The following is a 19829-nucleotide window of genomic DNA, read 5'->3' as shown; positions in this document are numbered from 1 at the left end:
CTGAGGCATTACGCCTCCGTCAAATACCAGCGCCAATCCTGCTCACCCACTTCAGCCATGAACTGCCGATACTCGGCACGCTTGACCGCCAGATACACCCCAAGAAATTCCTGCCCCAACGCATCGCGCGCCCACACCGAGTTTTCCAGTGCGGTCAGTGACGTCAGCCAGTCGGTCGGCAGCAATTGCGTGGCTTGTGCGTAGCCGTTGCCTTCAACCGGTTCGCCCGGATCGAGGTTTTCGCTGATGCCGCGATGAATGCCGGCCAGGATCGCTGCCGCCGCCAGATACGGGTTGGCGTCGGCGCCGCAAATGCGATGTTCGATGTGACGGCTGTTGGCCGGGCCGCCCGGAACGCGCAGGCTGACGGTGCGGTTGTCGACACCCCAGGTCGGTGCCAGCGGCGCGTAGCTGTTGGCCTGGAAACGCCGGTAGGAGTTGGCGTTGGGGCAGAACAGCAACAACGAATCGAGCAGTGAGGCGAGCATGCCGCCGATGGCCGTACGCAACAGCGGCGTACCGGCCGGATCTTCAGACGCAAACAGGTTTCGACCTTCGGCATCGGCGATGCTGACGTGCATGTGCATGCCGGTGCCCGCCAGATGATCGAACGGTTTGGCCATGAATGTCGCCTGCATGCCGTGCTTGTGGGCGACGGCTTTCACCAGGCGTTTGTAGCGTACGGCCTGGTCCATCGCTTGTAACGCATCGCCGTGTTCCAAGGTGATTTCCACCTGGCCCGGTGCGTATTCGGAAATCGCCGTGCGCGCCGGAATGCCGTGGAGTTTGCACGCCGCGTACAGGTCGGCTAGGAACGGTTCGATCTGCTCCAGTTCGCGCAGGCCATAGACCTGCGTGTGTCGCGGTCGACCGCCATCAGCGTCCAGCGCCGGTTGTGGGCGGCCGTGGTGATCGCGCTTGGCGTCGAGCAAGTAGAACTCCAGCTCGCAGGCCATTACCGGGTGATAACCCTCGGCCTTCAGGCGGTCGATCACGCTGATCAGCAGGTGACGCGGGTCGGCGATGCTGGCGGGCATGCCTTCTTGCGGGTGCATGCTGACTTGCACCGCCGCCGTCGGAATCTGCCGCCATGGCAAACGCACCAGACTGCCTTCAAGTGGGTAGGCGCGGCAGTCGATATCGCCCACATCCCAGACCAGTCCTGAGTTCTCGACATCATCGCCCTGCAAGGTCAGGCCGAGGATGGTGCTGGGCAGCGGACGACCGCTTTCATACACCGCCAACAGTTCTTCGCGATGCAACAGCTTGCCGCGCGGCACACCGTTGGCATCGAGAATAAACAGCTCGATCATGTCGATATCAGGGTTGTTTGCCAGAAAAGTCTGGGCGTCTTCAAGGGCTGCGAATTTCATGGTTCGTCACTCACGTTGGCGTCCTGCGGACGCACGGATTCAGGCCTCGGCACGACGACGGATACAAAGACCCGGGGCATGCAGGCAAAGGATTAGCGAGGGAGGGGGCTCTACGCGTTTGGGGCGCGATCAGGCGAGCAGGGTGCTATCCGGCGGACGTGCGGAGTGACGGAGTTTGGAACGGCTCAAGGCCATGGGCAGGTTGACAATGCGGTTCATAACGGATGTTTCCGGCATTGGAAGTCGTCGGTGGCAGGCGTGACCCGCCATCCGGGCGTGACTGGATACTAGGGGTGAATTCAGCGCGTGTAAATGGTTCATTCAACGCATCAGGTGCAGACCCAGGCCGATCAGCCCACAACCGATCAACACTTCGATCACGCCTCGCTTGAAGCGAAACAGGGCAATGGCCGCCGCGATCGCGATCAGCAGCGAGGGCCAGTCGAGAGGGTTGTCGAAGCCTTTGGGCCAGAGAACGTGGTAGCCGAAGAAGCACGCCAGATTGAGTATTACCCCGACCACCGCTGCGGTAATCGCCGTCAGCGGCGCGGTGAATCCGAGTTCGTTGTGCGTCGACTCCACCAGCGGCCCGCCGGCGAGGATGAACAGGAACGAAGGCAGGAAGGTGAACCAGGTGACCAGTGTCGCGGCAACGGCGCCGGCGACAAACGCCTGATCCGGGCCGAACACCTCAAGCACATACCCGCCGATAAACCCGACGAACGCCACCACCATGATCAATGGGCCCGGCGTGGTTTCGCCGAGCGCCAGGCCGTCGATCATCTGCGTCGGCGTCAGCCAGCCGTAATGACTGACCGCGCCCTGGTACACATACGGCAGCACGGCGTAGGCACCGCCGAATGTCAGCAGCGCAGCCTTGGTGAAGAACCAGGCCATTTGCGTCAGCGTGCCGTCCCAGCCAAACAGTGCGGTGAGCGTGGCCATGGGCAGTGCCCACAACATCGCCCCGATAGCGACCAGACGCGCCAGTTTCCATCCGCTGAAACGGGCGTGTTCAGGCGTCGGTGTGTCATCGTCGATCACGGCCGGGCCGAAGGCGTTTTTGGCAGCGCCATGGCCGCCGGTCCTGAATTTTTCCGGAGCCAGCCGCCCGCCGAAATAACCGATCAGCGCCGCGCTAAACACGATCAATGGAAACGGCACGTTCAGCGCAAAGATCGCCACGAATGACGCCGCTGCAATCGCCCACATCCAGCCATTCATCAACGCCCGCGAGCCGATGCGGTGAGCGGCGTGCACCACGATGGCGGTCACCGCAGGCTTGATCCCGTAGAACAAACCGACCACCACCGGCACATCACCGAAGGCGAGGTACACCCAGGACAACGCGATCAGGATGAACAGCGATGGCAGCACAAACAGCGCACCGGCCATCACGCCGCCCCAGGTGCGGTGCATCAGCCAGCCGATGTAGGTCGCCAGTTGCTGGGCCTCGGGGCCGGGCAGCAACATGCAGTAGTTCAGCGCGTGCAGGAAACGTCGCTCGGAGATCCAGCGTCGGCGTTCGACCAGTTCCTGGTGCATGATCGAAATCTGTCCCGCCGGCCCGCCGAAACTGATGAAGCCGAGCTTGAGCCAGAAAGCAAAGGCTTCGCGCAGGCTGATGGCTTCAGGTTGGGTTTGTTCCGATTCCGGTGAGACGCTCAAGCCTGTGCTCCTTGTGCAGATGCCTTGAGCTGGGTATCAGCTCAGGACAAAAATCCACCGGTTCCAGTTGTGGCGGCAGTTCTGTCACGCCCAGTGCATCCAGAATGTCACGCTCGATATTGCGCACGATGGCGTCGGTGGGGAGGTCGGCGTTGTCAGTACGCCGATCAGGTTGGGTTTGGGTCTGACGATCATGGTGTTCAGCCGCCGGTCATGTTCATGAAGCGAACCACCTGGACATCGTCGTTCACTTCGAAATTGTGTCGATAAGGCTTGAGTTTCATCGCCTCGATGATGGCTGTCTCCAGGCGTTCGGGCTGCCCCGGATGGCTGCGCAATACGGCCTTCAGATTCACGGAATGCTCATTGCCCAGGCACAGCAACAGGCGACCTTCCACGGTCAACCGCACCCGATTGCAGGTGCCGCAGAAGTTGTGGCTGTGGGGTGAAATGAACCCCACGCGAATCTGCGGTGCTTCGGCCAGGCGCCAGTAGCGCGACGGACCCTGGGTCGACTCGGCGGAATCAATCAGAGTGTAGCGTTCGGCGATTTTTTCACGGACCTGGGCGCTGGAATAAAACGATTCGGCGCGACTGTGTTCGTGGATCGTGCCCAAGGGCATTTCTTCGATGAAGGAAATGTCGAGGTTGCGGTCGATGGCGAAGCTCACCAGATCATTGATCTCGTGATCGTTGCGGCCCTTCATCACCACGCAATTGAGCTTGGTATTGCGAAAACCGGCCTGGTTGGCGGCGTCGATGCCTTTGATGACCTGTGCCAGATCACCGGTGCGGGTCAGCTCGCGAAAGCGTTGCGGGTCGAGGCAGTCGAGGCTGATGTTGAGGCGCTTGACCCCGGCGTCGAACAAGGGCTGCGCCAGTTTGGCCAACTGCGAGCCGTTGGTGGTCATGCACAATTCCCGCAGGCCGGGCAGGGCGGCGATCTTTTCGCACAACTGCACCACGCCCGGACGAATCAGCGGTTCGCCGCCGGTCAGGCGAATCTTGCGCGTGCCCAGCGCGACGAAGCTGTGTGCGACTTGGTAAATCTCTTCCAGGGTCAGTACCTGTTGGCGCGGCAGAAACTGCATGTCTTCGGCCATGCAATACACGCAGCGGAAATCGCAGCGGTCGGTGACCGACATCCGTAGATAGTCCACGCGCCGGGAGAACCCATCGATCAAGACTCGTTCTGACATGATTGCTTCTCCTGGCACCTGTAGGAGCGAGCCTGCTCGCGATGGTCGTCAACGATTACGCGCGCTTTCAGGTTAAACGCGGTGTCCTTGGGTCCATCGCGAGCAGGCTCGCTCCTACAGGTATGAATCCGGTTGTTTTCGGACTTGTTGGCGCAGGCTAAGAGCTACTTGTCGGGGCGTCCAATCACTATTAATAACCGGCTGATCGACCGGATCTATGATGGATTCATTTGGCCGGGTTAAGTCTCAAACCTCAGCTTTTTACTGCGCGCCAAACATCGCCGTCCAGTAAATCCCCGCATCACTCTTCGGATCCACCGCATACGCCGCACCCAAATCGCGGAACTGCGGGTTCATCAGGTTGGCGCAGTGGCCGGGGCTGGCCAGCCAGCCGTCGACCACTTTGCGTACGCTGTCCTGGCCGGCGGCGATGTTCTCGCCGATCTGCTGGAAGTCGTAGCCGGCCAGCTCCGCACGGTCGCCCGGTGTGCGGCCATCACGGTCCTTGTGATCGAAATAGTTGTTGTTGGCCATGCTGCGCGATTGGGTTTCGGCGGCGGTCGCCAGCGTGGCGTTCCAGGTCAGCGGCGTGGTCGCGTTGAAGGCTTGAGTGCCGCACTGGCGTGGTTTGCTTCGTGCGGCGTTCAGCTCGATCAATAGCTTCTGGCCTTCAGCCTGCCAATCGCCCAGGCGTGCGCTCAGCAGCGGCCGGGCCACCACGATGCGCCACTGATTGTCCTGGCGGCTGACCCCGACGTCGACGAATTGCGGGTCGAGCACGATCTGGCAAAAACTCTCCTGAATCGCTTTCATCGCCGACGGTGCATCGCGCGGCCCGGCCAGGCTGATCGCTTGCACGTTCTTCATTGGATAACCGGCCGTGGCCATGGCCTGCTGCAGATTGCCGATGCTGGCGGCGGACAGTACCAGTCTTGGGTCGGCCGCCAGCGGTGGCAGCTCCGACGAGACCTGACCGGCGCAGCGCTGCAACTGGCTGCGGTAGACGTTGATCGATTCGATCAGTTGCGACTCGTCGCTGGCCAGCGCGGTGGCGGCAAACGACAGCCCCAGTGACAACCCGGCAAGGCGCAGAGTGGATGACAGGAAATGCATGGAAATCCTCCTTGAGCTGACTGCGCCCATGATGCTTGAAATTACCCCCTCGCAGGCAATGCATTTTTACGGGAGGTGGCACCGTGTGTGCAATCATTTCACTACTACACTGAAGCAACACTGCCCATTGAGTTATCCGACCATGCGCTGCAACTGGATAGCAACCTGCCTCGCCCTGACACTCCTCGCCGTTCCGGCTTTCGCCACCGACCAGGAGCAGAAACAGAAAGTCGCTGAAGACAAGGCCGAGGTGTTGGAGCAAAAGGCAGTGCAAAACAGCAGTCCCGCGCCAGCGCCCAAGTCTGAAGCCATCACCCAGCCTGAAGTCCAGGCTGTGGACCCGGCGGGCAAAGCGCCGCTGGATGACGCCATCACTTGCCTCGCCCGTTCGATCTACTGGGAAGCCAAAGGCAAGGATTCGGCCGACATGGAAGCGGTGGCCAACGTGGTCATGAATCGTCTCGGTCACGAGGGTTTTCCCGACACCGTCTGCGGCGTGGTCAAGCAGGGTTCGGAAACCAAGAGCTGCCAGTTTTCCTGGTGGTGCGATGGGCGTCCGGACTCGGTCCAGGAAGAAGTGCAGTATTCAATGGCCAAGGAAATTGCGCGCAAGGCGCTGAACAAGCAATTGCCCGATCGCACGAAAGGCGCGCTGTATTTTCATGACCGCACGGTGAAACCGGACTGGGCCAAGGCGTACACCAATACGGCAAACATCGGCTTGTTCAAGTTTTACAAGCCGCAAGGCGGGGATGCGAAGTAGTCGCTGTTATGCGGGAAAACCCTGGGTGATTTATCCAGACTACCGAAACTGAAATATTTCTGTTCTACAAGCTTCATGACGCAGCAAGGGTCAGCAACGTCATGAGTGGAAACAGAACATGAAGCAGGTGTGGTTTTTCAACAGCATCACGGCATCGCTCGATGCGCCCTCCAGGCTGAACGCCTCGTGACGGTCCTCGTCACCGGCGCCGCCGGTTTTATCGGCTTTCATACGGCCAGGCGCTTGTGCCTGGACGGTCATGACGTGGTCGGGATCGACAACCTCAACGACTACTACGACGTAGCGCTCAAGCAGGCGCGGCTCAAGGAGCTGGCGTCCTTGCCGGGTTTTCGCTTCCTGAAAATGGACATCGTCGACAAACCGGCATTGCTGGATTTGTTCCGCGAACAGCGTTTTACCGAAGTGGTGCATTTGGCTGCTCAGGCGGGTGTGCGCTACTCACTGGACCACCCGGATGTCTATGGCCAATCGAATCTGGTGGGTTTCCTCAATGTGCTGGAAGCCTGTCGTCATCATCGTCCCGGGCATTTGATCTACGCCTCCAGCAGTTCGGTGTACGGCGGCAACAGCAAAATGCCGTTCAGCGTCGAAGACCCCGTCGATCATCCGGTTTCGTTGTACGCGGCCACCAAGCGCGCCAATGAATTACTGGCCCACAGTTATTGCCATCTGTACGGCCTCAAGGCCAGTGGCCTGCGCTTCTTTACCGTCTACGGGCCGTGGGGTCGACCGGACATGGCGCCGTTCAAATTCACCGAGGCCATCCTCAAAGGCCTGCCGATTGACGTCTACAACCAGGGCGCAATGGCGCGGGACTTCACCTACATCGACGACATCGTCGAAAGCATCGCCCGTCTGCGCTCGCGGCCGCCCGGCGTGGGGATCAATCAATTGTTCAACATCGGTCGCGGTGAGCCCATGGCGCTGCTGGATTTTATCGAGTGCCTGGAATTGGCATTGGACAGGCAGGCGCGGCGCAATTTCATGCCGTTGCAGGACGGTGATGTGGTCAAGACCTGGGCCGATGTCTCGGCACTGCAAGCGTGGGTCGGTTTTCGGCCGCAGGTATCGGTGGAAACCGGCGTCGGGGAGTTTGTGAAGTGGTATCGGCAGTTTTATCAGAAATGAATCGTTCGCCTAGAAAACACAACAACCAAAAGGCGAGGGGGACTCCATGAGCCAGGACATTTTTGTATCGGTACTGATTCCAGCAAAAAACGAAGCGAACAATCTCAGGCCATTGCTTGAAGAAATCCGCGTGGCATTGGCCGACGAGGCCTACGAAATCATCGTCGTCGACGACGGCAGCAACGATGCGACCTTGCACGAACTGCGGCAGATCAGAAACAACGGCCTGACGGCCTTGCGCATCCTGCATCACGAGCGCTCGTTAGGGCAGAGCACCTCGCTTTACCACGCGGCACGCGAAGCTCGGGGCCAATGGCTGGCCACGCTCGACGGCGACGGGCAAAACGATCCGGCGGACATTCCCGGTATGCTGGCGCTGGTGCGCAGCGAACGCGCAAGCGCTGATGTGCAATTGGTGGCCGGCCACCGCACCAACCGCCGCGATACCGCGAGCAAGCGCTGGGCCTCGCGTTTCGCCAACGGCCTGCGCAGCCGCTTGCTCAAGGACGCTACGCCGGACACCGGTTGCGGCTTGAAGTTGATCGAGCGCGCCGCCTTCTTGCGCCTGCCGTATTTCGATCACATGCACCGCTACATTCCGGCATTGATCCAGCGCCATAACGGCCGAATGATCGTCCACCCGGTCAACCATCGACCGCGCACGGCGGGGGTGTCCAAGTACGGCAACCTTGATCGCGCGCTGGTGGGCATTCTCGACCTGATCGGCGTCTGGTGGCTGATCAAGCGCACGCGTCTGAACACCCACGCCCAGGAGCTCGAAGGATGATCATGACCCGAGAAGCCTTGTGGCTGGTGATCGGTTTTGCCGGACAGATCGCGTTTACAGGTCGATTCGTCTTGCAGTGGCTGTACAGCGAATACAAAAAGCGCAGCGTGATTCCGGTGAGTTTCTGGTACTTGAGCATTGTCGGCAGCACCTTGCTGTTCGCCTACGCCATTTACCGCCAGGATCCTGTGTTCATTGTCGGTCAGGCCTTTGGCTCGATCGTCTATTTGCGCAACCTGCAATTGATCAAAAAAAGCAAAGACCTCAAGGAATAAGTCATGCGCAGATCGCTGTCGCCCAGGGTCGAGTGCCTGGGCCTGATGCTGCTTGCTTTACTGTTGATCGGCGCCGGGCTGGGGTTGCGTCAGGCGCAGAACGTCGATGAAGAACGCTTCCTCGGCGTCGCGCTGGAGATGCTGCACAACGGTTCGTGGCTGATTCCGCATCGCGCCGGGGAAATCTACGGCGACAAGCCACCGATCTTCATGTGGACTGTGGCGTTTTTCGTCTGGCTCACCGGCATGCCCAACATCGCGCTTTATATTCCGGGGCTGTTTTCGGCGGTGACGGTCACGGCGATGGTCTATGACTTGGGCCGCAGGTTATGGAACCCACGCATCGGCCGCATTGCAGCGCTGCTGTACCTGGCGACTTACCAGACCTACAGCATCCTGCGCACCGGGCAGATCGACAGCTTTTTGATTCTGTTCACCACGCTGGGCCTGTACGGATTGGCGCGTCATCTGCTGCTCGGACCGGCCTGGCGCTGGTTCTACGTGGGATGCGCGGCGATGGGCATCGGCGTGATCACCAAAGGCGTGGGTTTTCTTCCGGCGTTGATGCTGATCCCGTATGCCTACGCGGTGCGCAAGGGCTGGCCGGGTGTGGTTGCGATGCCCGGCGAGACGCGAAAGTGGCTGCTCGGATTTGTGGTCACGCTGGCCGCCATCGCGATCTGGCTCTTGCCCCTGGCCGTGTCCATCGTCCTGAATGGCACGGCCGATGAAATCGCCTATGCCCGGGAAATCCTCCTGCGCCAGACCGCAGGGCGCTATGCCGCCGCATGGCACCATCGCGAACCGTTCTGGTACTTCTTCACCAAGGTCATTCCGCAGTATTGGCTGCCGTTGGTATTGGTCCTGCCATGGCTGGTGCCGGCCTGGCGCCGACAGCTGCAAAAGCGCGACGGCCGTGTGCTGGTACTGCTCGGTTGGGTGGCGTTGGTGGTGCTGTTTTTCTGCATCAGCAGCGGCAAGCGCAAGTTGTACATTTACCCGGCGCTGCCAGGATTAGTGCTGGTGGCCGCGCCGTTGGTGCCGTGGTTACTACAGCGCTGGTTCCGCCAGCGACCACGTTTTCGGCGCGCGTTTCCTGCACTGGTCATCACTTGGTTCGTGCTGTGGTTCGCCCGGGGCTTTGTCGAACCGGTCAGGGACGGTATCAACCCCAATCAAACGATCATGGAGCAGGCCAAAACCATGACCCACGGCGCCGATCTGGTGCTGGTCAACTGGAGCGAAGGGCACTGGTTGTTTGCCCGCCAGCCGATCGTGCATTTCGGCATGCTCGATTCCACCGTTGAGCGGGCGGCGCAATGGTTGCGCGAACATCCGAAGGATTACGCACTGGTGCCGGATGAGGTGCTGAGTCGGTGTTTCAAACCCGAGGCAGCGCGTGAACTGGGGGAGAACTCGCGGGCACAGTGGTCGATTGTTGGGGGGGATGCGGATAATGGGCTGTGTCATCCCGGGCCAGCGTCTGCGGTCTATCGATTTTCATGGGAGTCATCGACAACGGCGCGGGTTGAGCTGTTGGCCAATCCTTGATCGCGCAAAAAGAAGTCGTTCGGTCATTCGCTGAACCTGTGTAGGAGCGAGCTTGCTCGCTCCTACCGTTTTTTGTGGTTTCAGCTGTGGCTGCGACGCCAGAAGAACCGCGCCAGCAACGCATCAAGGCTGAACTTGCCAGGCCCCGCAAACACCAGTGGAACCAGCGCGGCAAGGTAAATCAACGGCAGTTTGAAGTTGCCGTACCCTTTGTTGGTGATCGAGTAACCCTGGGCCAGTTCGCTCAAGCTCGACCAGTCGGCCGGCCAGTGCACGGCGGCGGTGGCGACGATGGTGACCACGATCAGGCTGATCGCCGAAAACCGCGTGGCCAGGCCCAACAACAGGGCGAGGGCGCAGATCAGCTCCACCCACATCGACAGCTCCCAGTTCAACGTGGCCGGCAGGTGGTTGAACGGAAACAGAAAGCGATCCTGAATGTCGGCGAACCAGTTTTCGCCGTTGAATTTCTCCAGGCCTGATTCGAAAAACTCCCAGGCGAGGAAGATCCGCAAGGTCAGTGGCGCGATCCAGTTGCCGGCGCGGTCAAGGTTCAGGTGCAGGCCTTTGACGGCCGTTGAAATGGAAGTGCTCATGGACGTTGGTCTCCTTCAAGTCAGGGATGTCGGGCGGCGATGTGCCCGTTTAGCGACAAGTGAATTTCATCAGGCGGGTGTATCTGCGATGTGTCGTCAATGGCGGGGATTGAAGGCCAGTTGTGTCAGGGGCGCAGCTGTACACACTTTGATACGTAGAGATCCGAGGCCACGCCTGCAATCATGCGTTGGGGGGCGGATGACGCTCGCGGACTTTTGCTATACATTTTCCGCCCGCCCATTGCATGGTGAAACCGCTTCATGTCTCTCGCGCTCGAACGTCTAGTCGCTGGCACACCGATCCCTTTCGCTGGTAATCGTGTCACTGTGGTCAGCCCCGAACTGGCGGCACGCTTCCAGCCCGGAGACCACCTGCTGGTGGAGCAGGTCAGCGGCGAATTGTTGCTGATCCCGGTGGCTGACCAGCAGGCGGCGGCGGTTGCAATTGAGCGCGCGGAAGCGGCGTTTACAGCGATGTCTGCGGTGTCGGATCAGGCGATCAGCACCTTCTTCGATCTGTTCGCCCAACGCCTGGAAACCCCGGATTGCTGGGCCTTGATCGAGGCTGCCAACCAGGCCGACATCGAGCGGGCCAAAGCCCGTGGCCGTTCGACGACGCGGCTGTTGGCCGATGAGCGGATGCGCCGTGACATGATCGCCGGTCTGCGCGCCTGGCGCGATGCGTCCGCCTCGCGTGGCAAGGTAATCAGTTGCGTCGAGCACGATGGCTGGAAAGTCGAGCAAGTGGTGTCGCCACTGGGCATCGTCGCCTTTGTCTTTGAAGGCCGGCCGAATGTCTTCGCCGATGCCGCCGGCGTGTTGCGCACCGGTAACACAGCCGTGTTGCGCATTGGCAGCGATGCGTTGGGCACCGCCCAAGCCATCGTTAGTCATGCACTGAACCCGGCGCTCGCCGATGCCGGATTGCCGAACGGCGCGGTGTCGCTGGTGGAGAGCGTCAACCATGCGGCCGGTTGGGCGATGTTCGCTGATCGGCGACTGTCGCTGGCCGTGGCCCGTGGATCGGGTCGCGCCGTCAGCCAGTTGGGCAGCATCGCGCAACAGGCCGGCACCGCCGTCAGCCTGCACGGCACCGGTGGCGCCTGGCTGATTGCTGATACCGGCGCCGACGCTACGCGCTTCGCCAGCGTGGTGCGCAATTCCCTCGACCGCAAAGTCTGCAACACCCTGAACGTGTGCCTGATCCACCGCGACCGTGCCGCCGAACTGGTGCCGCTGTTTCTCGATGCATTGCAACAGGCCGGCAAGGCGCGCGGCCAGGGCTGCAAGTTGCACATTGTCGAAGGCAGCGAATCGTTCCTGCCCGGCGATTGGCAAAACGCAACTGTCGAGGTGTACCGCGCCGAAGGCTACCAGACCGAAGCGCAGGCCGAACCGTTGCCCGAAGATCAACTGGGCCGCGAGTGGGAATGGGAAGAAACCCCTGAAGTCAGCCTGAAAATCGTCGACGACCTGGACAGCGCCATCGCCTTGTTCAATCGCTACAGTCCGCAATTCACCGTGTCGCTGATCAGTGAAGACGCAGCGACCCAGGAGCGCTTCTACAACGCAGTCAACGCACCCTTTGTCGGCAACGGCATTACCCGTTGGGTCGACGGCCAGTACGCACTCAACAAGCCGGAACTGGGCCTGTCGAACTGGGAGAGCGGTCGCCTGTTTGCCCGTAGCGCAATTCTCTCGGGTGATGGCGTGTTCACCATCCGCAGCCGCATGACCCAGATCGATCTGGGCGTCAAACGCTAAGACCTGCCTTCATCACGCGGCATCGACCGCTTGGCCAAACACGGCGCAAGTGGTCGGATGCTCGACCAGCGATACAAAACGGCGGCTGTTGCCATCGAGAGCATCGATCGAACCGGTTTCGATGTCATACACCCAGCCATGCAAATTCAGCAGGCCTTTTTCCTGGGCCAGGCGCACGCTCGGGTGAGTCTGGATGTTCGCCAGTTGCGCGATCACATTCTCACGCACCATCGAGCTGACTTTCGCTGCTTCATTGGCATGGGAGCGAGACTCGTTGATGACTTTTGCCGACTCGGCGTGTTGCAGCCAGCCGCTGACAGCGGGCAAGTGATCCATGCAGGTGCACTTGGCGACAGCGGTCATGGCGCCGCAATCCGAATGGCCGCAGATCACGATATCGGTTACGCCGAGCACGGCGACGGCATACTCGACCGTAGCCGACACACCACCGGGATGGGGGCTGTAGGAGGGGACGATGTTGCCGGCGTTACGGATCACGAACAGCTCACCGGGTTCTTGTTGGGTCAGCAGTTCCGGCACTACACGGCTGTCGGAACAGGTGATGAACAAGGTGCCTGGGTGTTGCGTGGTAGCCAGGTGTTTGAACAGGTCGGTACGTTGTGGAAAGGCTTCTTTCTGGAATTTCAGAAAACCTTCGATGAGTGTTTTCATTGGGGATTTCCTCATGGTTGAGTCTGTAGCAGCTGTCGAGCCTGCGAGGCTGCGTCCGGCTGCGAAGCAGTCGCAAGGATCGGCGAGGACGTTGTCCTCGAACGCAGCCTCGCGGGCTCGGCAGTTGCTACGCAAAACGGTTGTTTAGAAAGGGCGCAGCGGCAGGAACTTGCCGTCCAAGGTGATGACTGCGCGGTGACCGCCTTCCGGGTCTTCGACTTTCTTCATGTCGAGCTTGAAGTTGATCGCGCTGATGATGCCGTCGCCGAACTGCTCATGAACCAGGGCTTTGAGGGTGGTGCCGTAGATCTGGATCATTTCGTAGAAGCGGTAAATGGTCGGGTCGGTCGGGACACCCGACAGGCTGCCGCGCAGTGGAATGATTTGCAGGCGAGCCACGGAGTCGGCACTCAGGTCGAGTTTTTCGCCGATCACTTTGGCGGCGCTTTCCGGTAGCGGGTGCTGGCCGAGCAGGGCGGCGGTGACGTAGGCCAGGCCGAGGCCGGTGCCGTCAGTCAGGTCCTGCCACGAGAGGTTTTTGCGCGCCTTGGCATCAAGGATTTCGGTGGTCAGGGCCAGGCTTGCATCGTTGTAGGCGTGGGACTGTTGCATGGTGATTCTCCAGTTGCAGTGGGGATGTGCTTGGGTGTGACGCCATCTTCTGCCGATCAACCCATAGCGTCCAAGACCGATATACAATGCAAGGCATAAGCACTGCCTATAGATGGTGAGCCCCGTGTTGCTGCGTCATTTGCGTTACTTGCTGGCTGTGGCCGACCACGGCGGTTTCACCCGCGCTGCCGAAGTGCTGCACGTGTCCCAGCCGACCCTGTCGCAACAGATCCGGCAACTGGAGGAAGCCCTAGGTGTCAGCCTGTTCGACCGCACTTCACGCACGGTGAAGCCGACCGATGCGGGCCAGGCCTACATCGAATGCGCCCGTCGGGTGCTGGTGGAGCTGGAGGCGGGCAAGCGTGCGTTGCATGACGTGAAGGACTTGTCCCGCGGCACCTTGCGCCTGGCGATGACCCCGACCTTCATGGCGTATCTGGTGGGGCCGCTGGTGCGCGATTTCGTGGCGCGCTATCCGAACATCCATCTGCAAGTGTTCGAACTGTCAATGGACGACATCGAAACCGGCCTGATGGATGATTCGCTGGACATCGCGATTGCGTTCGATCAGGTCAGAAACGCTGACATCGAATCGGTCCAGGCGTTTACAGAATCCTTGGCGTTGATGGTTGGCCGGGCCCATCCGTTGTACGAACGCCAGGACACATTGACGATTGAACAGGTGGCGCAACTGCAGTTTGCTTTATTGACCCCGGAGTTCTTCACCCGCACCTGTATTGACGCGTATTTCACCCAGGTGCAGATCACGCCGAAGGTGGCCATCGAGGTGAACTCGGTCAATACGCTGCTCGAAGTCATCCGCCACACCGCCGTAGCGACGATCCTTCCGGAACCCATCGCCAGCGGTGACCGGGCGCTGCGTAAAGTGATGTGGGCGGGGCAGGTGCCACAACGCGCAGCCGCGCTGCTTCGGCGCAAGAACAACTATCACAGTGCGGCGTCGTTGGCGTTTATGGATCTGGTGTTGGGGGCCGATCTTTCATAATCACCACAAAGCCACCGTAGGAGCGCGCCTGCAGTGGTTATCTAACAGGCATAAAAAAGGGCCTGCTCTTATTAGGAGCAGGCCCTTTAATCAATCAGTCATTAACGACTCATTTTAATTAGTAGAACCGATCAATCACCCGAACTTCGTTGTTGTTCTGCATCGAGCCCCACGCCTGTTTTAGCGTTTGCAGAACATTACCGATGAAGTCCTTGTCGGCGGCGGCTTTCTTGCCGACATAACCGTGGCCGCGACGGTACATCTTCAATCGGGCCAACAGGTTCTGGTTGTTCTGGTCGAACTCCGCTTCATGGGCATGCGGCGACAGGCAGTCGATATGAACCTGGCCCGACTTGCTGATCCACAGGATATGGCTGTCGTGGCTGTCTTTTTGCGCCGCGAACATACGAGCCAGTTCTTCGATAGTAGGTTGATTGTTCAGATTCATGATAAAGCCCCCTTGACCATTTGGTGATCTTTCAAAGTTGATTCGCTAATACAAGTAGCCCATCGGTTAGTTGATCCCTGGCACCGAAACCAGGACGTCAGCAGTCGTCCGTCGAAATCGACGGGGTCCCGCGTCTGTTGCATGTAGTCGTGTTGAATAACTGCTACGCAATAGCGTCACAACGAAGAGAAGCGGCGATAACCTGTTGGCCCCTGCCGACGCTTTCAGGGTCGGCCACAAGCTTCATGAGGATGGATCGCCAGCGCTTCTCGCCCTTGTACTGGACGTTCAGGCCAGGTCAGCTTCTTCAATCTGCCTTGTGGGCAGCGTGTATCCGGAAAAAACAGCTCGGCGGTCAGACGAGCTTGCTCAAGCGTGTTGCGTGTACTCCCGATCGGGGAGACGTCTGCATCATGCAAGGGCAAATCGAAGGCGTCAACGGTTTTGTAGTGAATATTTTCAAGCACTACATATTGTCAGACAAAGCTGCCTGGAATTAGGAATAGGGGTGGAAAGCGCCGGTCAGGACGACAGCGGCGGAACCTCAAAGCGGTAGAGGGTGCAGGGATAACCCTTGATTATCTGCTGGTGGCGGGTGAATCCACTTGGGCTCAGTCCCGGCATCACGGTAGTCCAGAACAGTTGCGCTGGCGGGTTCGCATCGAGATGGAAAATCTGCCATTGACCGGGGAATCGGCTCAAGAGGGTGGAAACGACAAATATTGCGACACCTTGGCCACGAAAGCGTCGACTCACAAACAAATAGCCCATGTTGAATTGGGCGCCGGGCAGGTGGGTGTCGTCATCCACGGTTACGAAACCGGCCAGTTCGCTGTCGACCCGGATCAAAAAAGCCTGGGTCGAGGGATTTCGCCAATAGTCGGGCAGGGGCTGAATATTGAAAAAACCGTGTTCGCCCAGCTTCAGCGGCAACCACTCACTGAAGTCATAGGTATAGAACTGCATCAGGCTTTCAATGGTTTCCAGTTCATCGCGGTGGGCGGCGTGCAGTTCAATCAAGGGCATGCTGGCGGGCTCCTGTTCTGGTGCACGATCAGTATGGTCGATCAGCTCTTGCTCGCCGGCTTCGCGCTGCGTCTGGCTCCGGTCGTAGCCTTGCGTTTGGCGGGCTTGCGTTTGTTTTTCCACGGTGTGGCACCACGTCCGGCGGGACTCGCCGGGCCGCTGATGGTCAGGTTCAACCCGGCGCAGCGGCTGACTTGCTTGCTCATCCAGGCAGCCTGTTTGGTGACGAATTCTTCGAGGCTCATTTCCCCGCTCTGCACCATGTCCAGCGCTTGCTCCCAGATTGCCGTGGTACCCGGATCGGCAATCGCGCGAGGCACGGCATCGATCAGGCTGAAAGCGGCCGGGGTGGCGGAAAGTGCCTTGCCGTTCTTGATCAAATAACCACGGTCGAGCAAACCCTGGATGATCGAGGCGCGGGTCGCTTCGGTGCCGATGCCGGTGGTGTCCTTGAGTTTCTGCTTGAGCAGCGGGTCTTCCACCAGTTTGGCGACGTTTTTCATCGCCTTGATCAGATCGCCTTCGGTGAAGGGTTTTGGCGGTTGAGTCCAGAGGTCCTTGAGTTGCACGTTGGCTACCGCGCAATCGATGCCTTCCTTGAGGTTCGGTAGCGTCTGCGGTGCCGGAGCTTCGCGGCCCTTGGCCGGAGCAAGGGCTTCGGGCAGGGCGCGCTTCCAGCCAGGTTCGATGATCTGCTTGCCGACCGCGCGCAAGGCTTCTGCGGCGCAATCGAAATCAGCCTGGGTGCGATCGTATTCGTGATTGGGCAGGAACTGCGTCAGATACCGTGCGCGGATCAGCGTGTAGACCGCTCGGTGATTGCCGGTCAGCCGTTCAAGGTTCTTCGCTGCGGCGGTGGGGATGATGCCGTGGTGCGCACTGACCTTGGCATCGCTCCAGGCCCGTGAGCGGCGTTGGGGTTCAAGGTGGTCGTGCAAGGTGTTCAGCGCCGGATCGGCCTGGCGTAACGCTGCCAGAATGCCCGGTGCTTCGCTGTGCTGGCTGACGGGCAGATAGCCGCAGTCACTGCGCGGGTAGGTGATGACCTTGTGGGTTTCGTACAGTGCCTGGGCAACGTCGAGGGTCTCCTGGGCGCCAAGCCCGAGTTTTTTCGAGCAGACTTCCTGCAGGGTGCCCAGATCGAATGGCAGCGGTGCGACTTCGCGCATCCGTTCGGTACGGAGCTTGATCACCCGGGCACTCGCTGCGCCCATCATCGCCGCCGCTGCCTGCTGGGCCAGCGCCTGATTCAGGCAGCGATCCTGATCGTCGCAAACGTCGGAAGCCGCACGCCATTGCGCGGTGAACGCGGTGCCTTCATGCAGGAGTTGCACATCGATGGCCCAGTAAGCGACCGGTACGAAATCGGCAATGCTGCGGTCACGATCCACTACAAGGCGCAGGGTCGGCGTTTGCACCCGACCCACCGGCAACACGCCTTGATACCCAGACTGACGCCCGAGCAGCGTGAACAACCGGCTCATGTTCATCCCGATCAGCCAATCGGCGCGGCTGCGTCCCAGCGCCGAATGGTAAAGGCTGAAAGTTTCCGCCCCCGGTTTGAGCGCCGCGAGCGCCTTGCGGATCGAGGCGTCGTCCAGTGCCGACAGCCACAAGCGCTGGATCGGCCCGCGATAGCGGCAATGCTCCACCAGCTCCCGAGCAATCATCTCGCCCTCACGGTCGGCGTCCGTGGCGATGATCAGTTCCGAAGCTTCACCAAGCAGGCGTTTGACGGCCTTGTACTGACTGGCCGTGCGCGGCTTGACGGTCATCTTCCATTTGTCCGGAATGATCGGCAGGTCTGCCAGTACCCAGCGCTTGTAGCGCGTGTCGTACGCGTCCGGCGGTGCGGTTTCCAGCAGATGGCCGATGCACCAGGTCACCGTGACATCCGTTCCCAGCCAGCAGCCGTCGCCACGGCGCCTGGCGCCGAGCACGGCCGCAATGTCTTTTGCCTGGGAAGGTTTTTCACAGAGGTACAGCCGCATAACCACCATCGTCGATCAGTGTCCGGGAGGTGCACAGAATGGCGGGTGACGCGCGCTGGGGCAATCTTTATCTGTATGGATGTACAGCCTGGTGTGTCAGGGAGCGGTAACGCTGAATACCCGCTCCCGTTCGGCTGCGAAGCCGTCGCGATGACGAAACTTGGGTTATACCTGATAGATCGTGGTCTCAGGTTTTGGGGCTGCTGCGTCGCCCATCGCGGGCAAGCCTTGCCCCTACAGGCTCATCACCGTCATGAGGAAGGTTTTCCATGAAAAGCACCGGTCCTAGTCCTGTCATCACCATCGCCGAGCAGCCCGGCTGCCTGTTGGTGAAGTTTCACGGTATCCAGGTGGCCGCGTCGTCCCGCGCGCTGGTGTTGCTGGAGGCCAATTACCCACCGGTGTATTACGTGCCGCGCGAGGACATCGACGAGAAGTACTACGCCCGCACCGATCACACCAGTTATTGCCCGTACAAGGGCGACGCCAGCTATTTCAGTTTGCAGGTGCCCGGGCATGAAGGTGCCAATGCCGTGTGGAGTTACGAGAATCCCAAGGTGTCGGTTGCGCAGATCCGTGAATACATGGCGTTTTATCCCGATCAGGTGAAATTCGAGGTCGTCGAACTCGAGGAGTGATTGATACCTTCAGGCAAGCGACCGGATATCCACCAGCGTCGATTGATCAATCTGACCAATCGACGTCACCCCGGTCAACGTCATCGCCACGCGCATTTCCCTGGCAAAGATATCCAGCATGTTCTCCACACCGCGTTGGCCGTCGGCAGCCAGCGCGTAGGCCATTGAACGCCCCAGCAACACACCTTTGGCCCCCAGCGCCAGCATGCGCACAACGTCCAGCCCCGAGCGGATGCCCGAATCCACCAGCACTGTCAGGTCGTCACCGATGGCTTGTTTGATCGGCGGCAAGGCCTTGGTGGTGGAGAGCACGCCATCCAGCTGTCGCCCGCCGTGGTTCGACACGACAATGCCATCGGCGCCGAAACTCACTGCGTCCTTGGCATCCTGCGGATCGAGAATGCCTTTGATGATCATCGGGCCTTTCCAGAAATCGCGAATCCATTCCAGGTCGCTCCAACTGATCGATGGATCGAAATTATTGGCCAGCCAGCCCATGTAGTCTTCGAGCGTCACGGCTTTGCCGAGGTACTTCGAGATGTTGCCCAGGTCGTGGGGGCGGCCCATGAGGCCGACGTTCAAGGCCCAGTCGGGCCGGGTCATGGCCTGAAGCATGCGCCGCGAAGACGCAAACGGCCCGGACATGCCCGAGTGCGCATCCCGGTAGCGGGCGCCGGGGGTGGGCATGTCGACGGTGAACACCAGGTTCTTCACCCCGGCAGCCTTCGCCCGCTCCAGGGCGTTGCGCATGAAACCCCGGTCCTTCAACACGTACAGCTGAAACCAGATGGCTTGTTCGCTTTGTGCCACGACTTCCTCGATCGAACACACCGAAACGGTGGACAGGCACAGGGGAATGCCTTTGTTCTGCGCCGCCTTCACGGCTTGTACCTCACCACGGCGGGCGAACATGCCCGTCAGGCCCACCGGTGCGAGGATGATCGGCATTGCAAGCGGTTGATCGAAGAGGGTGGTTTCGAGACTCAGGGTTTCGACGTTTTTCAGAATGCGCTGGCGCAGGCTGATGCCGCTCAGGTCGGCGCTGTTGGCCCGCAGCGTATGTTCTGCGTAGGCGCCGCCATCAATGTAATCGAACAGGAAACGTGGGAGTTTGCGACGAGCTGCCTCGCGATAGTCGGATGCAGAAGAAATGATCATGCCGGTGCCTCGGTCTGGTGAGTGCCGTTGAGCCTTTGGA

19 protein-coding genes and 1 pseudogene are annotated in these 19829 nt (G+C 60.0%); 8 read left to right on the top strand and 12 right to left on the bottom strand.

Annotated features, from left to right (window positions below; genetic code table 11):
- Positions 1 to 8: 8 nt before the first annotated feature.
- The 5 genes and pseudogenes from ACNYC6_RS02580 to ACNYC6_RS02560 all read right to left on the bottom strand — a co-directional run bounded on the left by ACNYC6_RS02580 (position 9) and on the right by ACNYC6_RS02560 (position 5353).
- A complete protein-coding gene (locus ACNYC6_RS02580) occupies positions 9 to 1373 on the bottom strand; it encodes a glutamine synthetase family protein (RefSeq protein ID WP_248692667.1) in 1365 nt (454 codons plus the stop codon).
- A 321-nt stretch (positions 1374 to 1694) separates the two neighbouring features.
- Complete coding sequence (gene chrA / locus ACNYC6_RS02575; protein ID WP_419710935.1) at positions 1695 to 3041, bottom strand: chromate efflux transporter; 1347 nt, start codon at positions 3039 to 3041, stop codon at positions 1695 to 1697.
- Positions 3042 to 3090: 49 nt separating this feature from the next.
- A pseudogene (locus ACNYC6_RS02570) lies at positions 3091 to 3198 on the bottom strand (bestrophin); the annotation flags it as partial.
- Positions 3199 to 3241: 43 nt separating this feature from the next.
- Entirely contained in the window at positions 3242 to 4240 is a 999-nt protein-coding gene (gene moaA / locus ACNYC6_RS02565) for a GTP 3',8-cyclase MoaA (RefSeq protein ID WP_419710934.1), read from the bottom strand.
- A gap of 261 nt (positions 4241 to 4501) precedes the next feature.
- Positions 4502 to 5353 carry a CAP domain-containing protein gene (locus ACNYC6_RS02560; RefSeq protein WP_338586352.1) on the bottom strand — a complete coding sequence of 284 codons (852 nt, stop codon included), beginning with the start codon at positions 5351 to 5353 and terminating at the stop codon, positions 4502 to 4504.
- Positions 5354 to 5495: 142 nt separating this feature from the next.
- Here ACNYC6_RS02560 and ACNYC6_RS02555 point away from each other — a divergent pair, with 142 nt between their 5' ends.
- From ACNYC6_RS02555 to ACNYC6_RS02535, 5 genes are all read left to right on the top strand, one after another.
- The gene (locus tag ACNYC6_RS02555) at positions 5496 to 6116 is read left to right on the top strand and encodes a cell wall hydrolase (RefSeq protein WP_419710933.1); all 621 of its coding nucleotides are present in this window, start codon (positions 5496 to 5498) and stop codon (positions 6114 to 6116) included.
- A gap of 186 nt (positions 6117 to 6302) precedes the next feature.
- Entirely contained in the window at positions 6303 to 7265 is a 963-nt protein-coding gene (locus tag ACNYC6_RS02550; RefSeq protein ID WP_419710932.1) for an NAD-dependent epimerase, read from the top strand.
- Positions 7266 to 7311: 46 nt separating this feature from the next.
- The gene (locus ACNYC6_RS02545; protein WP_419710931.1) at positions 7312 to 8052 is read left to right on the top strand and encodes a glycosyltransferase family 2 protein; all 741 of its coding nucleotides are present in this window, start codon (positions 7312 to 7314) and stop codon (positions 8050 to 8052) included.
- Positions 8049 to 8327: a lipid-A-disaccharide synthase N-terminal domain-containing protein gene (locus ACNYC6_RS02540; RefSeq protein WP_419710930.1), complete on the top strand. Its 279-nt coding sequence runs from the start codon at positions 8049 to 8051 to the stop codon at positions 8325 to 8327. Before ACNYC6_RS02545 ends, ACNYC6_RS02540 begins: the two co-directional genes overlap by 4 nt.
- Before the next feature lie 3 nt (positions 8328 to 8330).
- Positions 8331 to 9878: an ArnT family glycosyltransferase gene (locus ACNYC6_RS02535; protein WP_419710929.1), complete on the top strand. Its 1548-nt coding sequence runs from the start codon at positions 8331 to 8333 to the stop codon at positions 9876 to 9878.
- 80 nt (positions 9879 to 9958) lie between these two features.
- Here ACNYC6_RS02535 and ACNYC6_RS02530 read toward each other — a convergent pair whose 3' ends face one another.
- A complete protein-coding gene (locus ACNYC6_RS02530) occupies positions 9959 to 10474 on the bottom strand; it encodes a DoxX family protein (RefSeq protein ID WP_419710928.1) in 516 nt (171 codons plus the stop codon).
- A 261-nt stretch (positions 10475 to 10735) separates the two neighbouring features.
- On the opposite strand from ACNYC6_RS02530, the gene ACNYC6_RS02525 reads away from it, so the two are divergent.
- Entirely contained in the window at positions 10736 to 12238 is a 1503-nt protein-coding gene (locus ACNYC6_RS02525) for an aldehyde dehydrogenase family protein (protein ID WP_419710927.1), read from the top strand.
- 12 nt (positions 12239 to 12250) lie between these two features.
- On the opposite strand, the gene ACNYC6_RS02520 is transcribed toward ACNYC6_RS02525, so the two are convergent.
- Together ACNYC6_RS02520 and cynS are read right to left on the bottom strand one after the other, a co-directional pair.
- Positions 12251 to 12910: a carbonic anhydrase gene (locus ACNYC6_RS02520; RefSeq protein ID WP_419710926.1), complete on the bottom strand. Its 660-nt coding sequence runs from the start codon at positions 12908 to 12910 to the stop codon at positions 12251 to 12253.
- A gap of 144 nt (positions 12911 to 13054) precedes the next feature.
- The gene (gene cynS / locus ACNYC6_RS02515; protein WP_419710925.1) at positions 13055 to 13522 is read right to left on the bottom strand and encodes a cyanase; all 468 of its coding nucleotides are present in this window, start codon (positions 13520 to 13522) and stop codon (positions 13055 to 13057) included.
- A 124-nt stretch (positions 13523 to 13646) separates the two neighbouring features.
- On the opposite strand from cynS, the gene cynR reads away from it, so the two are divergent.
- Positions 13647 to 14528, top strand: a complete 882-nt coding sequence (cynR, locus tag ACNYC6_RS02510; RefSeq protein ID WP_419710924.1) for a transcriptional regulator CynR — start codon at positions 13647 to 13649, stop codon at positions 14526 to 14528.
- Between the two features lie 118 nt (positions 14529 to 14646).
- On the opposite strand, the gene ACNYC6_RS02505 is transcribed toward cynR, so the two are convergent.
- The 3 genes from ACNYC6_RS02505 to ACNYC6_RS02495 form a co-directional block, all read right to left on the bottom strand.
- Positions 14647 to 14976, bottom strand: coding sequence for a hypothetical protein (locus ACNYC6_RS02505; RefSeq protein ID WP_416127218.1), 330 nt, complete (start codon positions 14974 to 14976; stop codon positions 14647 to 14649).
- 522 nt (positions 14977 to 15498) lie between these two features.
- The gene (locus ACNYC6_RS02500; RefSeq protein WP_419710923.1) at positions 15499 to 16002 is read right to left on the bottom strand and encodes a GNAT family N-acetyltransferase; all 504 of its coding nucleotides are present in this window, start codon (positions 16000 to 16002) and stop codon (positions 15499 to 15501) included.
- A 41-nt stretch (positions 16003 to 16043) separates the two neighbouring features.
- The gene (locus ACNYC6_RS02495) at positions 16044 to 17993 is read right to left on the bottom strand and encodes a DNA topoisomerase III (protein ID WP_419710922.1); all 1950 of its coding nucleotides are present in this window, start codon (positions 17991 to 17993) and stop codon (positions 16044 to 16046) included.
- Positions 17994 to 18262: 269 nt separating this feature from the next.
- Here ACNYC6_RS02495 and ACNYC6_RS02490 point away from each other — a divergent pair, with 269 nt between their 5' ends.
- The gene (locus tag ACNYC6_RS02490; RefSeq protein WP_419710921.1) at positions 18263 to 18631 is read left to right on the top strand and encodes a DUF427 domain-containing protein; all 369 of its coding nucleotides are present in this window, start codon (positions 18263 to 18265) and stop codon (positions 18629 to 18631) included.
- Positions 18632 to 18640: 9 nt separating this feature from the next.
- On the opposite strand, the gene lldD is transcribed toward ACNYC6_RS02490, so the two are convergent.
- The gene (gene lldD / locus ACNYC6_RS02485) at positions 18641 to 19789 is read right to left on the bottom strand and encodes an FMN-dependent L-lactate dehydrogenase LldD (protein WP_419710920.1); all 1149 of its coding nucleotides are present in this window, start codon (positions 19787 to 19789) and stop codon (positions 18641 to 18643) included.
- Positions 19790 to 19829 lie beyond the last annotated feature (40 nt).

Origin of the sequence: Pseudomonas sp. NFX224 (assembly GCF_048565165.1) — a bacterium.
In the GTDB taxonomy this organism is placed as follows: Bacteria; Pseudomonadota; Gammaproteobacteria; order Pseudomonadales; family Pseudomonadaceae; genus Aquipseudomonas.
This window is presented reverse-complemented; position numbering and strand designations above follow the sequence as displayed.